At 61.2% G+C, this 15,177-nt stretch carries 13 protein-coding genes and 1 tRNA gene; 5 read left to right on the top strand and 9 right to left on the bottom strand.

Features of this window, described 5'->3' with window-relative positions; all coding sequences use genetic code 11:
• Nucleotides 1-235: 235 nt before the first annotated feature.
• Nucleotides 236-859 carry a 50S ribosomal protein L25/general stress protein Ctc gene (locus tag AC0AP0_RS03250; RefSeq protein WP_110412966.1) on the bottom strand — a complete coding sequence of 208 codons (624 nt, stop codon included), beginning with the start codon at nucleotides 857-859 and terminating at the stop codon, nucleotides 236-238.
• Nucleotides 860-1,092: 233 nt separating this feature from the next.
• Here AC0AP0_RS03250 and AC0AP0_RS03255 point away from each other — a divergent pair, with 233 nt between their 5' ends.
• Nucleotides 1,093-3,102: an AMP-dependent synthetase/ligase gene (locus AC0AP0_RS03255; RefSeq protein ID WP_445342688.1), complete on the top strand. Its 2,010-nt coding sequence runs from the start codon at nucleotides 1,093-1,095 to the stop codon at nucleotides 3,100-3,102.
• 6 nt (nucleotides 3,103-3,108) lie between these two features.
• Here the strand turns inward: AC0AP0_RS03255 and era are convergent, their stop codons facing one another.
• The 6 genes from era to AC0AP0_RS03285 all read right to left on the bottom strand — a co-directional run bounded on the left by era (nucleotide 3,109) and on the right by AC0AP0_RS03285 (nucleotide 8,492).
• Nucleotides 3,109-4,062, bottom strand: a complete 954-nt coding sequence (gene era, locus AC0AP0_RS03260; protein ID WP_445342689.1) for a GTPase Era — start codon at nucleotides 4,060-4,062, stop codon at nucleotides 3,109-3,111.
• The gene (locus AC0AP0_RS03265; protein WP_490429371.1) at nucleotides 4,059-5,471 is read right to left on the bottom strand and encodes a hemolysin family protein; all 1,413 of its coding nucleotides are present in this window, start codon (nucleotides 5,469-5,471) and stop codon (nucleotides 4,059-4,061) included. Before AC0AP0_RS03265 ends, era begins: the two co-directional genes overlap by 4 nt.
• Entirely contained in the window at nucleotides 5,464-6,018 is a 555-nt protein-coding gene (ybeY, locus tag AC0AP0_RS03270; RefSeq protein WP_490429372.1) for an rRNA maturation RNase YbeY, read from the bottom strand. Before ybeY ends, AC0AP0_RS03265 begins: the two co-directional genes overlap by 8 nt.
• Nucleotides 6,015-7,214 (bottom strand): PhoH family protein, encoded by a 1,200-nt coding sequence (locus AC0AP0_RS03275; RefSeq protein ID WP_490429373.1) that lies wholly within the window; start codon nucleotides 7,212-7,214, stop codon nucleotides 6,015-6,017. Before AC0AP0_RS03275 ends, ybeY begins: the two co-directional genes overlap by 4 nt.
• A 40-nt stretch (nucleotides 7,215-7,254) precedes the next feature.
• Entirely contained in the window at nucleotides 7,255-7,602 is a 348-nt protein-coding gene (locus AC0AP0_RS03280) for a histidine triad nucleotide-binding protein (RefSeq protein WP_024627960.1), read from the bottom strand.
• A gap of 89 nt (nucleotides 7,603-7,691) precedes the next feature.
• Nucleotides 7,692-8,492 (bottom strand): 16S rRNA (uracil(1498)-N(3))-methyltransferase, encoded by an 801-nt coding sequence (locus AC0AP0_RS03285; protein WP_490429374.1) that lies wholly within the window; start codon nucleotides 8,490-8,492, stop codon nucleotides 7,692-7,694.
• Nucleotides 8,493-8,610: 118 nt separating this feature from the next.
• Here AC0AP0_RS03285 and AC0AP0_RS03290 point away from each other — a divergent pair.
• Nucleotides 8,611-8,699: transfer RNA gene (locus AC0AP0_RS03290), tRNA-Leu, on the top strand.
• Here AC0AP0_RS03290 and AC0AP0_RS03295 read toward each other — a convergent pair.
• Entirely contained in the window at nucleotides 8,681-9,553 is an 873-nt protein-coding gene (locus AC0AP0_RS03295) for a MerR family transcriptional regulator (protein WP_445342694.1), read from the bottom strand. The two genes, AC0AP0_RS03290 and AC0AP0_RS03295, sit on opposite strands and share 19 nt — an antisense overlap.
• 267 nt (nucleotides 9,554-9,820) lie before the next feature.
• Here AC0AP0_RS03295 and AC0AP0_RS03300 point away from each other — a divergent pair, with 267 nt between their 5' ends.
• The 3 genes from AC0AP0_RS03300 to AC0AP0_RS03310 all read left to right on the top strand — a co-directional run bounded on the left by AC0AP0_RS03300 (nucleotide 9,821) and on the right by AC0AP0_RS03310 (nucleotide 13,608).
• The gene (locus AC0AP0_RS03300; protein ID WP_490429375.1) at nucleotides 9,821-11,344 is read left to right on the top strand and encodes a carboxylesterase/lipase family protein; all 1,524 of its coding nucleotides are present in this window, start codon (nucleotides 9,821-9,823) and stop codon (nucleotides 11,342-11,344) included.
• 36 nt (nucleotides 11,345-11,380) lie between these two features.
• Entirely contained in the window at nucleotides 11,381-12,637 is a 1,257-nt protein-coding gene (locus AC0AP0_RS03305; protein WP_306220903.1) for an MFS transporter, read from the top strand.
• A 95-nt stretch (nucleotides 12,638-12,732) separates the two neighbouring features.
• Nucleotides 12,733-13,608: a TrmH family RNA methyltransferase gene (locus AC0AP0_RS03310; protein ID WP_490429376.1), complete on the top strand. Its 876-nt coding sequence runs from the start codon at nucleotides 12,733-12,735 to the stop codon at nucleotides 13,606-13,608.
• 231 nt (nucleotides 13,609-13,839) lie between these two features.
• On the opposite strand, the gene AC0AP0_RS03315 is transcribed toward AC0AP0_RS03310, so the two are convergent.
• On the bottom strand, nucleotides 13,840-15,156 hold the full coding sequence (locus AC0AP0_RS03315; RefSeq protein ID WP_490429377.1) for a uracil-xanthine permease family protein: 1,317 nt from the start codon (nucleotides 15,154-15,156) through the stop codon (nucleotides 13,840-13,842).
• Between the last annotated feature and the right edge of the window lie 21 nt (nucleotides 15,157-15,177).

Consider the following 15,177-nt stretch of genomic DNA (forward strand, 5'->3'; position numbering starts at 1 on the left):
CGCCAACTCATTGAGTGCCTTCGGGTCGTGATGTGATTGCTCTGCCATTATCTACCACTTCTTCTTGCTACTGTATTTGGTTGCTCGGGTGCGATGCTTATGGCGATGCCCGGTACCCGAACTATTGCATAGGCAGGCCTTGACCTGTCCGGCGCATTTCGCATTGTGACCGTCTTAGACAAAAAGGCCGCAGGATCCTGATGATCCCACGGCCTTGCAAATCGAACCTTCAGATTCACTCGCTCTGGGCGTCGGCCTCCGGAGCAGCTTCCGTATCGGCCTGTTCGGTCTCCTCGGTGGGGGTCTCCAGGCTTTCCTCCTTGGGGATCTCAACGGAGACAATGGATTCCTCCATATCGTCGATGATCAGCTCGGAGCCCTCGGGCAGATTGATGTCCTTGGCCAGGATCTTGTCGCCTTCGGCCAGGCCCTCAACGCTGATGTCGATGCGCTCGGGCAGATTGGACACGTCGGCGCGGACCTGCAGGTTCTGGGTGTCGATCAGGGCCACGGCAGCGCCCTTGGTCTCGCCACTGACGAAGACGGGCACCTCCACGGTGACCTTCTCGCCGGCGCGGACCTCATAGAAGTCGATGTGCTCCACCTGGCGCTTGACGGGGTTGCGCTGCACGTCCTTGACCACGGCCGTCTTGGTCTGCCCGCCGAAGCTGATGGAGAAGAGGGCGTTGGCGCGGCGCAGGGCCAGCGTGGTCTCACGCATGGGCAGCTTGATGTAGTCGGGCTGGGCACCGCCGGCGTAGATGGTGGCTGGAATCTGCTGGGCCACGCGCATGCGGCGTGCCGCTCCCTTGCCGAATTGGTCGCGAACTTCGCCCTCGAGCTTAATTGTGTTAGCCATGTTGGCTTCCTTCCTTGAGTGGTTCCTCAAGACCGACCTGGGCCGGTCCTGGCGCATCGCCGCGTCGGATTCCGGACCGCCAAAGGAAAGGGCGCCGATGATCCAGCCGAGTCGATAACGGAGACCGTGCGGTCTCCCTCGCCAAAGCAACGTGCCTACTTTAGCACCGGGCCCGCCCTTCTCCAAGTGGGCGGCTATTCTGGACATATCCCGCGATTATTGAAGGAGACAACGTGTCGTTACTAGCATCGGTCAAATCTTTTGTGACACACCAGGTGGGTCATGGGGAGGGACCGACTGGCGAGGAGGCCGCGGATCCATCAGGTGCCGCCCAAGAAGCCCTCGCCCTGCCCAATACGCATTTCTGGTCAGCTGACTACGCCACCACCACGCGCATGGATCCTGCCTCGGGACTGCTTTCGGCCACTACCGCCGGCATGGGTCCGGTTCCTGACGACATGACTGTCTACGACATCTACGCTGATCGTGCCCGCCGCACCCCCGACCAGCCGGTTCTGCACTTTGTAGAGAACGGCAGCTGGACCTACCGGACCGGCCGAGAGATCCTGCACGACATCAGGACCACTGCCAAGGGCTTTTTGCACTACGGGCTGAAGAAGGGCGATGCCGTGGCCTTCATGTGCAGGACCAGCTACGAGTGGGACATCGTTGATGCCGCCGTCCTGTCCATCGGCGGGGTCATCGCCACCATCTACGACACCGATTCGGCCGAACAGATCCGATTCATCGTCAACAACTCCGATGCCAGGCTGCTGGTGGTGCAGACCGCCGAGATGCGGGCCAAGGCCGAGGGGGCCGACAAGGAGTGCCCCACCCTGGAGCGGATTGCCTGCCTGGAGTCCGGTGCCCTGCAGGAGCTGCAGGCCTATGGGGAGTCGGTCAGCGACGCCGAACTCGACGAGCGGATTAACTCCATCCGTAAGACCGACCTCTGCTCCATCGTCTACACCTCCGGTTCCACTGCAGCGCCCAAGGGCGTGGAGATGACCCATGAGCATTATTGCCAGCTGGCCAGGAACCTGAACGCCTTCATCCCCAATCTGACCCACGATCCGGATGGCTCCATCCTGCTCTTCCTGCCCCAGGCCCATACCTTCGCCCGGGCCATCAGCTACGGTGTCGTCTACGGGACCATGCACGTCTATATCTCCTCCGGACTGGCCACCCTGCTGTCCGACCTGCAGGAGTCCAAGCCCACGGTGATTATCGGCGTACCCAGGGTCTTTGAGAAGGTCTACAACGCCGCCTCCCAAAAGGCCGGGCATGGCATCAAGGGGAGGATCTTCAACGGAGCGGCACGGGCGGCACGCACCTACATGGAGGACATCTCCCGCCAGGGCTGGCCGACCAGGCGCAGTGCCCTGCGGCGAGCCTTCTACGACCCGCTGGTTTATTCTTCCCTGCGCCAGGTCCTGGGCGGACGGGCCAAGTGGATCGTCTCCGGTGGCGCTCCCCTGGACCCGGAGCTGCTGGGGTTCTTCCGCGGATCCAATGTTCCGGTCTATGAGGGATACGGCCTGACCGAGACCACTGCACCCTGCGCCTTCAACCCCCTGGGCACTCCCTACCACAGAGGCTCGGTGGGCATCCCCTTCCCAGGATTCACCATCCGCATCGCATCGGACGGCGAGGTACAGATCAAGGGCGTCTGCGTTTTCCACCGCTACCACAAGAACGAGGAGGCCACCCGCGATTCATTCACCGAGGACGGCTGGTACGCCACCGGCGATCTGGGACGGCTCTCCCGTGACGGCTTCCTCTTCCTGACAGGGCGCAAGAAGGACCTAATCATCACGGCAGGAGGCAAGAACGTCTCACCCAGGCCCATCGAGGAGGTCATTGAGCGTTCCGAGATCGTCTCCCAGGCCCTGGTTCTGGGAGACAAGCGCCCCTTCATTTCAGCACTGGTAACCCTGAATGAGACCGCTTTACGGCCCTGGCTGGCCTCCAAGGGACTGGATCGGAACATGTCGTTGCAGGAGGCGTCACAGAACGCCGTGGTCCGGGCCGAGGTCCAGGAGTATGTGGACCGGGCCAACGAGGGCGTCTCCCGGGCCGAATCTGTGCGCAAGTTCATCATCCTGCCCGAGGAGTTCACCCAGGACAACGGGCTGATGACACCATCCATGAAGGTGATCCGGCCCAAGGTCATCGAGCGCTACGCCGACCTGCTCAACACCCGGATGTATACAGCCAAGCGCACCCCGGCACCCCGCCGCTGAGCGCGATCAGAACCCCAGGCGCTCCAGTTGCTTAGGGTCGGTCTGCCAGTTGCGGGCCACCTTGACGTGCAGATCCAACCGGACCTTACGGCCCATGGTCCGGTTGACGGCGGTGCGTAGCTTCTTCTTCACCCGGACCAGGTGCTCGGCTCCCCGCCCGATGACGATGGGCTTCTGCGAATCGCGCTCTACGTAGATACCTATATGGACAGTGTCGCGCCCGCCCTCCGGATCCGGCTCGATGGACTCCACACGGACAGCCAGGGAGTGCGGCAGCTCGTCGTCGAGTTCCTCCAGGTAGGCTCCGCGGACCAGCTCGGCGATCATGTCCTCGGGACGCTCCTCGGTCAGCTGGTCATCCGGGTAGAGCTGAGGACCCTCGGGCATGGCATCCATCAACACCTGGGCCACCTCGTCCACGTTGTCAGCCTCCAGGGCGCTGACCGGAACAATCTGGGAGAAGTCGGCGAAGGCGCCAATCTCAAGGAGCTTGTCCACCAGTTGCCCCTTGCTCAGCTGGTCAATCTTTGTCACTACGGCGATCAAGGGCTTTCGCCAGACCCACTTGCCGTCCTTGTCCTTGCGGGCGAAATCGGACCGCAGCCGACTGAGAATGCGACGGTCGCCAGGGCCGATGGCCTGGTCGGCCGGCAACAAAACGGCAATGGCATCCACATCCGACAGGGAGGCCTCCACCACGTCGTTGAGCCGCTGGCCCAACAGGGTGCGCGGACGGTGGATGCCCGGGGTGTCGACCAGGACCACCTGGGCCTCGGGATGGGTCATGATACCCCGGATGGCCTTGCGGGTGGTCTCCGGTCTTGAGGAAGCTATGGCGATGGGTCTGCCCACCAGGGCGTTCATGAGCGTGGACTTGCCCACATTGGGTCGGCCCACTACCGCCACGAAGCCCGATCGGTGGACCGGCGCCTTGGCATCGCTGTGTTCTTCCTTGGTCATGAATTCTCCTGACTGTCCTGCTCGGGTTGATCCCCGTTGGTCTGTTGGTCTTCTTGCTCCGCGCCGTCCTCAAGGGCGATGCTGGATCCGTTGGCTGGCTCGACCACGATAGTGGCGATCTTCTTCCGACGGCCGACCGCTTCGCCCGCAGTCAGCCTGATTCCCCGGGTCACCGCCGATGAGCCCGAAACGGGCACGGAACCCAGCAGCTTGGTCAACAGGCCATAGACCGTATCCACGTCGTCCTCGTCGATCGTGATCTCATAGAGCTCCTCCAGGTCGGCAATGGGCGTGCGGACCGGCAGCTGCCAGGTGTGTGGTCCGATCTGCTTGGGCTCATCGTGCTGGACCCGGTCGTGCTCATCCTCCAGCTCGCCGACGATCTGCTCGATGGCATCCTCGATGGTGACCAGGCCGGCGATGCCCCCGTACTCGTCCACGACCACGGCTAGGTGGTGGCGGGAGCGCTGCATGTAGTGGAAGAGGTCGTCCACCGGCTTGGATTCAGGCACCAGGACGGGTCGACGGATGATGGAGGCGACCGATCTGTCGCCCTTCCGGTTGAAAGCCAGGGCTCGGACCACGTCCTTCAAGTAGACGATGCCGACCAGGTCATCCACGTCGTCCCCAATGGCGGGAATGCGGGAGAACCCCGACCGGGAGAAGAGCTTCAGGGCTGAGTCCAGGCTGGCATCCTTGGAGATGCAGATCATGTCGGTGCGAGGGACCATGATCTCGCGGGTCAGCGTGGTCGACAGGGTCAACACGTTCTTCAGCATCTCGGAGATTTCAGGATCGAAGGCACCGGCCTCCACCAGCTGGTCGACCATGGCCCGACCCTGTTCGATCTGGATTTTCTCCAGCTCCTCGTCGTCGGAAAGATCGCCACGATGGTTTTTGCGGGCACTGGCTTCAGCCTGCCGCCGACGCTTGAAGGGAGTCATGAGAACGGCCAGCCCGACCAGGCGCACATGCTTGAGCAATGCTTCCATGGGCTGACGGGAACGCCCACGAGGACCCAAGGTGACGGAGACGGCGGCCACCAGGATGGCCATGACCACTCCGCACAGCAGCTGCTCCCAGAGGGGCAAACCGCCAAGAGCAGCCATGCAGGCCACCAGGACGCCGACCATGATGTCGCAGATGATGCGGAAAAAGGCACAGGCACTTCCCGTCACCTGCCGCTGCGAGATCAGGCTCTGGGCCCGATGAATGCGGTCAATCCGCTTCATCCTGGAGAACTGGCTGAGTTCCTGGTCGGTCTGCAGTCCCAAAATCAAATTGTTGAGACTGGATCGGGTCACCCGATTGAGCGCCCCCTGGGCCTCTGCCAACGCCAGGGAGAGCACGACCAGGGCGATGACGGCCGAAGCCATGACCACCAGGGCGGCGATGGTCCGCTCACTCATGGGATTCGCCTCTCTGATTGGTACCACGGCCGTACCGCTCATAGATCTCCAGAGCATTGGTGGCCCCGGCCGGAAGCGCAGCATCCGCAATGGGTCCCTGGCGCAGGGCCAGGAAGGTCAGAAGCAGCTGGCGTTGCAGCCCGAACATCTGCGCCTCCTGCTCCCTGCTGGCGTGGTCGTATCCCAGCAGATGCAGGGTGCCATGGATGGCCAGCAGCAGCATCTCCTCCATGGTGGAATGGCCGGCTGCCAAAGCCTGCTGTGCCGCCACCCAAGGACAGATGACGATATCGCCCAGAATGCCCTCCTGGCGATGGTTCTCGTCCCCGGGGCGCAACTCGTCCATGGGGAAGCTCATGACATCGGTTGGCCCGGCCAGGTTCATCCAGCGCTCGTGCAACACCGCCATGGGCTCGGGATCATTGAAAATGATGGTCATGTCGGACTGGGTGCTCACCCGCATCTGGTCCAGCACCCACACCCCCAGGTCGGAAAAGGTCTTGGCGTCGATCAGCCACTGGGTCTCGTTGGTCACTTCTACGCTCATGCCTGCTCCCGTCCCCGGCTACGGGCTTGATCGGCACGGTCGTAAGCCCGGACAATCTGCCCGACCAGCCGATTGCGTACCACGTCAGCCGCCTGCAGGTGCACGAAGGCAATATCGTCGATGCCGTGCAGCACCTGTTCGATGGTGGCCAGACCTGATGCAGGCCCACCCAGATCCACCTGGGTGACATCGCCGGTGATGACCATCTTGGTGTTGAAGCCCAGACGGGTCAGGAACATCTTCATCTGCCTGCGGGTGGTGTTCTGCGCTTCATCCAGAATGACGAAAGCATCATTCAGGGTGCGTCCGCGCATGTAGGCGAGCGGAGCCACTTCAATGGTCTCATCGGCCAGAAGGCGGTGGAGCCGCGATGTGCCTAGCATGTCAGCCAGAGCATCGTAGAGGGGCCGCAGGTATGGATCGACCTTCTCATTGAGGGTGCCAGGCAGGAAGCCGAGGCTCTCCCCCGCCTCCACGGCAGGCCTGGTCAGAATGATGCGCCCGATGCGTCCGGCCCGGAATTCCTGAACAGCCTTGGCCACCGCCAGATAGGTCTTGCCGGTGCCGGCCGGGCCAATGCCGAAGGTGATGGTATGCGTTTCCATGGCGGCCACGTAGGCGGACTGGCCAGCGGTCTTGGGCCTGATCGGCCCCTTGGAGGCCTGGGTCAGAGGGCGGCGACGAAGAGCAGCAGGGGCTGCCTGACGGGATTGGTCGATGCCTTCCAGGGCGTTGTCCCCCTCAGAGTCTGCAACGGCTGTCTCATGATAATTGCGCTCTGCAGAAGCATTATCCACAAAAGTACTGCTTGTCGTATTGTGATCCTGAGATTCGTGGCTTACATAGGTTTGGTCTGCCGTATTGCTACCTGTAATTTTCTGTTCTTCTGGACGGGAGTAATCGGTTGCATCGGCGGTCCCCAGACGGCGGTGATCCAGTATTCGCCCCACCTGATCGGCATCCACAGGAACCTGATCAGCAGTCTGCATGAATTCAGTCAGTAGGTCCCGGATCTGGGCCGCCTGAACGTCGCCCTGCCGGTCCCGGGCCCGCAGCATGATCTGGTTGCCCCGAACCAGGATGGACACTGCCGGGAAAGCGCGCTCGATCCTGTCGATGACTGCATCCTCCGGCCCCAGCACCTGAACCGGGTCGATCCCCTCCGGAATCTCCAGGGTTCGCGTAGTTACCGCCACGGATTCCCTTCCTGCACGATGACGATGGTGAACACGGGCCTCACTCGGGCAGCACCTGTCCGGTCAGGACGTGGGCGTGGACATGGAAGACCGATTGGCCGGCATCCTCCCCCGTGTTGAAGATCAGTCGGTAGGCTCCGTGGAAATCCTGGTCGGCGATCTGCTGAGCCACCTGGACGATGTGGGCCAGAGTGTCAGGGTCGGCCTTGGCCAATTCGGCCACCGACGCGTAGTGGTGACGTGGGACGATCAGGACATGGACGGCTGCCTTGGGGTTAGCATCCTTGAAAGCGTAGACGGTCTCATCCTCATAGACCTTTTCGCTGGGAACCTCCCCTGCCACGATTCTGCAGAAAATGCAGTCCTCCTGCCGATCGTCATCGCTCATGACCACTCCTTATTCTTTGCCAACATTGCTGTTTTTGATGTTTTCGCTGTTTTCCATCTTATTGTCGAGGTTGTATATTGTGCGCGACTTCATGCGCTGGGCTCAGGGACTTCCGACTGCCAACGACCCAGCATGTCCGCCAGCAGGGTCAGGGCCACTGGTCCGGCCAGGGCAGCCCGGAGGATGTTGCCCCCCAACCGAACCGCTAAGGCCCCCTCCCTCATCATGGTCTGGACCTCCTGATCGGCAATCCCGCCCTCTGGGCCCACGACCACGGCGATCGACGAGTTCTCTGGCAGCTTGTCTACGCGTTTGCGGACCGCATCCCAGCCAAGGTCGGCATCCTGGTGCAGTACCAGGACCAGGCTTCCCTGGTCGGTCGCCTTTCGGCACCAAGCGGCCAGACCGTGGCTGTCCACCTTGCTCAGCAGTCGAGGACGGTAGGCCCTCCGGCTCTGCTCAGTGGCTGCATCCAGGGCGGCCTGCCAGTGCCGGTCGTTGCGGCCCGGCCGCCATTTGGCTATGGACCGATTAGCCTGCCAGGGCAGGACCTGATCGACTCCTATCTGGGTGGCCATATCGATAGCCTGCTCATCCCTGCCGCTCTTGGCCAAGGCCTGGACCAGAATCAATTCATTCTCGGGAGGTGCTTGCCGCCCGACAGCCGTGACCTCCACCAGGCCAGTCGAAGCATCCCTGACCAGGGCGCTGATGCGCAGTCCCACTCCGTCTGAAAGGTCCAGCTGGTCCCCGTTCTTCAGCCTCATGGAGCCCAGGGCATGACGACGGATGTGCTCGGGCAGGGTCAGGCGCCAGCCAGTGTGGAGCTCATCGCTGGCCAGCGGGGAATCATCGTGGTCGGGATCCAGCAGGAAGAGGGGTGCAGTCATGGTGTTAGGCTACAGCCCGCAGCCGAAAAGCGCCCCCCATGACGACACGCTCCCCCAATCGCCCAGTGCGCAATGCCGCCTGAGATGCTATGATTATCTCCGTTGCGATTACGCACCTGTCCGGGTGGCGGAATGGTAGACGCGCTAGCTTGAGGTGCTAGTGCCTATATATATACAGGCGTACGGGTTCAACTCCCGTTCCGGACACTCGATTCCACGTCGTTGGGGACTACAGGGATCTCCATCCTGCTCACATATTCATCGAAGTCATTGGACTCATATTCGCCGATGAGACAGAACTCCAAGGGATCCCCGTCCGCACGGTAACCCATGGTCTTCAGATCTTCCAACATCTTGCCATGGATCTGTCTGCAGCGGGCAAAACTGCCCACAAAGGTACAAGAGGCATAGGTGCCGGCTGGCAGATCATAATCACCACTGAACCCCGGATCGGGACAGTAGAGCAGGATGGCCTTGGGCGGGAACCAGCCCTTGACCGGGCGTGAAGCATCCACTTGATAGCAGGTCAGCGTATTGAGGATCTGCAGTGTCTCGTGGTGCAGTGCCGTGTAGTGGGCGAATGCAAAGGGGATCCGGTCATAGTCGATCATGTGGTCAGACACCAAAGCGCAATGACGCAGGGGACGATGGACGATGACGGTCCGTGCCGGGGATATGGAGGTCATGGCCTGCGTATACTTCTGCAGGCTGCTCAAGAGGCCTCGCTTGATGGAGGCCAAATATCGCATCTGGCTGTCCACATGTTCCACTTCCTCGTCAATCAAGGACAGTGTGGCATCGAAAGTGCGATTGTCCAAGTATTGTCCGATGCGGTCCAGACTGAAATCCAGCTTCCGAAGGGCCTGAATAACGTTGAGCCGAGCGAAGTCATCTGGTCCATAGAGACGGTAACCATTGACCGGATTGCGGCGAGGCACCACCAGCCCGATCTGCTCATAGTAATACAAGGTCTCGGTCGTGATGTCGTATAAGCGTGCCGTCTGACGGATGGTGTAGCCCTCCTCCATCAGGCTTTCTGTGTCGTCAGCCTTGACTTCCATAACTACCTCCTGCAAGGGTCTGGTCCCACCCTAAGGTTTTTCATGCCCCTCTCACCGTGACCTTTTGTGGACACAATCCATCATATCAGCCTGGAGACCTTGCCCTGCAAGGGTTTTGCCCTCTACCTACATCTTCAGATTCAAACTTCCGCAATGACTGTTTGCTCGATTTGACCCTCGTCTGACACCAGGCCATAGGGTGAAATTCATCCAGGGTCGACGGGGACACAACCGCCGACCGATCATTACCTCGCAGAAAGGAAAATCATGCCAACCGTCACCACAGAATTTGGCACCTACCATGGCATCACCACCCCTCAGGGGACCATCGCCTACCTAGGCATACCCTACGCCAAGCCTCCCGTCGGCGCACGGCGCTGGAAGGCACCGGAACATCTGGATCCTGAGCACCGAGACTACGACTGCACTCACTACGGTGACTCCGCCCTGCAGAAGTACGATCCCGTCATGTATGCCTCTCGCCGTCAGCAGAGCGAGAACTGCCTGAGCCTGAACGTCTGGGTCGGTCATGAGGGCGCCCAAAAGCTGCCCGTCATGGTCTTCATTCACGGCGGCGCTTACGTGGAGGGTGGTTCGTCCGACCCAATGTATGACGGAAGCAACTTCACCAAGCGCAACGATGTTGTCTATGTCACCATCAACTACCGGTTCAACCTCTTCGGGTACATGAACCTGGCGGGGCTGCCCGGAGGCGACGAATACCGGCAGTCAGGCTATCTAGGGCTCATGGACCAGGTGGCTGCCCTGCAGTGGGTCCAGGAGAACATCGCTGCCTTCGGCGGAGATCCTGACCGGGTCACCCTCTTTGGCGAATCCTGCGGTTCGGGCTCCACCATGCTGCTGACCGTCGCCCCAGCCGCCAAGGGACTCTTCCAAAAGGCCATTGGCGAATCCGGCCCCATCCAGCTCTACAACACCCCGGAATCCACGGCTCCCTATGCCCAAGAATTCATGGAGATGATGGGCTGCAAGACTGCCCAGGAGCTGGCGGCCCTGCCCGTCGGCGACATCATGATGAAGTTCACCGGAGATTTCTTCGCCAAGCATATCCATGAGATCTCGTTGATTTTCGCTCCCACCACCGACGGCGACTACCTTCCGGCCAAGCCTCTCCAGGCATTCAAGGACGGTGCCGCAAAGGACGTGGAAATCATGCTGGGCTGCAACGCCGACGAGTTCGCTTACTGGAAGCTCTACTTCAAGGACTTCGCCAACGAAATGCCCGACTTCTGGCACCACCAGGCCATTTTCCACTTCGATGGCAAGCTGGACTCCGAGCGCTATGAGCAGCTTTGGGAGCAGGCTCACCCCGGAGAAGACCCCGCTGAGAGCTACCTGGAGTACACCAACCAGATCGGCTTCAGGGTTGGCACCAACCTCATGTGCGAGTACCAGTCCAAGTACAACACCGTCTACCAGTATTTGTTCACCTACGCCTCCAAGATCCCCGGCATGGGCTCCTGCCATGCCATTGAGCTGCCCTTCGTACTACATAACACCCAGCGGCCTGACCTGCCCGAGACCTTGACCGGCGAGGTGCCGCCCATGCACCTGTCCGATGAGATGAACGACGCCTGGTGCTCCTTCGCAACCACCGGCCGTCCTGCCAGCGGCGCCGGCGATACCTGGGAGTCCTACAGCGTCGACCATCCAGACACCATGGTCATCGACGAGAACGGCTGGAACCTGCGCCGCGATGTCAACAAGGAGAACATCGACCTGCTCCGTCCGGCATTCGAGGAGTGCCTGCTGGACGGAGACCGTCACTAGGTCACCTGTTCCACGTAAATCGTGGAGGGAGAGAACATGAACACTCGAAAATCATCCAATTACCGCTGGGTCATCGCGGCCGTGGTCTGCCTGATCGGCATTCTGTCCAATTACATGCAGTACCAGATATCCGCCCTTGCGGTCTACCTGATGCCCATGCTGCACATCGACCAGGCCGGATTCTCGACTCTGCTGCTCATGCCCATGCTGACCGCAGTATTCCTCAGCATCCCCATGGGCACCATCGGTGACCGTGTCGGCCCCAAGAAGGTAGTGCTGACCGGTCTGGCCATCGCCGTGGTCGGCGCCTACATCAGGACCTTCGGCCTCAACTTCCCCTTGCAGATGCTCTCGATGTTCCTGCTGGGGGCTGGCATCGCTGCCCTGAACGCCAACCTGGTCAAGATCTTCAGCGTCTGGTTCGGCGATCAGACGCAAATCGCCATGGGATTCTTCTACGGCTCGGCCGGCATCGGGGTCATCCTGGCCCAGATGGTTGCTCCCCGGTTCTCGGTGCGCACCTCCTATCTGAGCGCAGCCATCATCCTGACCGTGGCAAGCCTGCTCTGGGTCTTCCTGATTCGTGACGCTCCTGAAGGAGTGCAGCTGCCGCCAGCCACCGATTCTCCGCTCAAGTACTTCAATGTCGCGGCAAGGAGCCGCAATGTCTGGCTGATTGCCCTCTGTTACGGCTGCTCCATGGCCGCATCCACCGCCTTCGCTGGATTCATTCCCCAGACGCTGATCAACAACAACGGCTTCAACAAGACCTCAGCCGGTCTGGTTGCCTCTGCAGCTGCCTTGGGATCCATCGCAGGATCCATCATCGGACCCATGATCAGCTCTCGTCTGGGCAAGTGGAAGGGCTACCTCTTCGCTACCATTCTGGTGGGTACTGCACTCATGGTCTACTTCTGGGCAGTGGTGCTTATGCTGAAGAAGGCCCCGGTCGTGGGTCTGCTCTGCTGCATCATGTTTGTTTCGGGCGCCTTCGGTGCCATAAACGGCCCCATCGTCCAGGCTATGCCCTTCGCCCTGCCTGAGATTCGCGGTAAGTATGCCGGAAGCGCCGGCGGTCTGGTCAGCACTGTTGGCCTTCTCTGCGCCTTCCTGCTGCCCATCATCATCTCCTCGGTCAGCAAGGGCAACTACGTGCTCAACCTGGGACTGGAAAGCATGATCTTCCTGCTCTCCGATGTCTTCGTTCTGCTCCTGCCCGAGCTCGGCCCTCAAGGCGAGATCGCCAAGCGCATCGCTGCCTCCGACCGTCAGGCTGCAGAAGAGAAGAAGTAATAGCTCAGCAGAGTTGAAACTCCGACTGCCTTAGGCGGCGCGACCGGATGTTTTCGGTTGCGCCGCCTATGCTGTTGTCAGAACGAGAAGGAGGTATGGCAGGCGTGCTCAAGGTGAGAATCGACTCGATCGACGATGACAGGATCGAGGCCTATACCAGGCTGACCGAGCCGCAGCTGCGCAATCGTCTGGAGCCCGCCAAGGGCCTGTTCATCGCCGAGTCCCCCAAGGTCATCGCCCGCGCCCTTGATGCCGGGGTTGAGCCTATCTCCTTCCTGGTGGAAGAGCCCTGGCTGGAGGGGATGCGCTCCATGTTCGACCAGGTGGACGCAGCCTTCGGACCCAACATTCCCGTCTACGTAGCCAGCCCAGCACAGCTCAAGACCATCACCGGCTACCGGCTGCATCGGGGCGCACTGGCCGCCATGAGACGCTGGCCTCTGCCCACCGTGGAGCATATCTGCCGCTCGGCAAAACGGATAGCCGTCATGGAGAACATTGTCGACCACACCAACATCGGCGCGCTGATGCGTTCGGCGGCAGCCCTGCAGGTGGATGCGGTCCTGGTCACCCCTTCCTGTTCCGACCCCCTGTACCGCAGGGCCGCACGGGTCTCCATGGGCACGGTCTTTCAGGTTCCCTGGACAAGAATCGGCGGCGACGATGTCCACGCCTGGCCCGACCAGGGCATGAAGCAGCTGCATGATTTGGGTTTCACCACGGCGACCATGGCCCTGAACCGGGATGCCATCAGCCTGGACGAGCTGTCTGAGCGTCTAGGGCACGGGCCCGACCGGATCGATCGCCTGGCCCTGATATTCGGTACCGAAGGGGACGGACTGAGCCACAGGACCATCGCCCGGGCGGACCTGACCGTGCGCATCCCCATGAGCCATGACGTGGACAGCCTGAATGTGGCTGCCTCGAGCGCCGTGGCCTTCTACGCGACCAGACCTCAGCAAGCTGACTGAGCCTCGCCAACTGAGCCCTCAACTATACAGCAAATTCCTGCTGCCCTCCGCTAGCTCACTTCATGGCTGAGTACCTAATATCGGTTTGGTATCGGGCGAGCACTAACATCCGGCAATCTCCCGCATCAAGCAAACCTTGACAATGGGCAACCCTTGGCATCAGGCGATACTCGAACGCAGACAACGTTCGAGTATCAGGCAACCACGGAGGGTCGGGCGACTCCGGCGTAATCAGCTCTGCTGGGAGACGGCATGCGAATCCTCATAGATGTAGTCGTCCGGGTCGATGGTTCCACGCCAGCGGCCGATGGCCTTGAGGCCGTGGTACATGACCAGCGTTGCCACAGAGCCGATGGCGATGCCGTTGAAGCTGACCCCGGCAACCGCGAAGGTGAAGTCCGCGATGCCCACGATCATGACGACGGCGCCCACGGTCATGTTGACGGACTTGCCGAAGTCCACCTTGTTCTCCACCCAGATGCGGATGCCCAGCATGCCGATCATGCCGTAGAGCATGGTGGTGACCCCGCCCAGAACGCCGGTGGGGATGGTGTTGATGATGGCCCCGAACTTGGGGCAGAGGGAGAGCAGGAAGGCGAAGATTGCGGCGCACCAGTAGGCGGCCGTGGAGTAGACCTTGGTGGCGGCCATGACACCGATGTTCTCCGCATAGGTGGTGGTGCCCGAACCTCCGCCCAGCCCTGCCAGAGTGGTGCCCAGCCCGTCGGCCATCAGGGCGGTTCCGATCTGGTCGTCATAATCACGGCCGGTCATCAGGGCCACCGACTTGACGTGACCGATGTTCTCGGCCACCAGGACCAGCACAACGGGGATGAACATGGCCAGGACGGAGGGGTCGGCCTGAGGGGTGTGGAAGTGGGGCAGACCGAACCAGGCGGCCTTCTCCACAGCCGCGAAGTCGACCTGGCCCTGGGTGACCGCGAAGGCATAGCCGACGATGACACCCAGAAGGATGTTGAGCCGGCCGATCAACCCCCTGAAGAGGACGGCTATCAGCATGACGGCCACCAGGGTGACCAGGGCGGTCAATGGTGCGGATTTGAAGTTCTTCCAGGCCGAGGGCGCCAGGTTGAAGCCGATGATGGCCACGATGGCGCCGTTGACCACCGGGGGCATGGTCAGATCGATCCATCGCGAGCCGGCGAAGTGGACGATCAGGCCGATCAGGAAGAGCAGGGCGCCGGTGACCATGATCCCAAAGGAGGCCACAGCCAGACCCTTGTGGGCGGTGGTCACTGCCAGGACCGGTGCGATGAAGCCGAAGGAGCTGCCCAGGTAGGAGGGCAGACGGTTGCGGTTGATCAAGAGAAAGAGGGCCGTGGACATGGCCGTGAAGAAGAGCGTGGTGGAAGGGTCGAATCCGGTCAGAATGGGGACCAGGAAGGTGGAGCCGAACATGGCGATGACATGCTGGGCGCCGATGCCAGCCGTTCGTGGCCATGTGAGTCGCTCATCGGGTTCCACCACTTCGCCCGGAGCCAATGTTTTCCCGTCGCCGTGCAGTTTCCAGCCCATGGACAATGCCATTTCACTGTGCTTTCTCTCATG

The sequence above is a fragment of the Bifidobacterium sp. POST2/T3 (B1) genome (assembly GCF_058197115.1).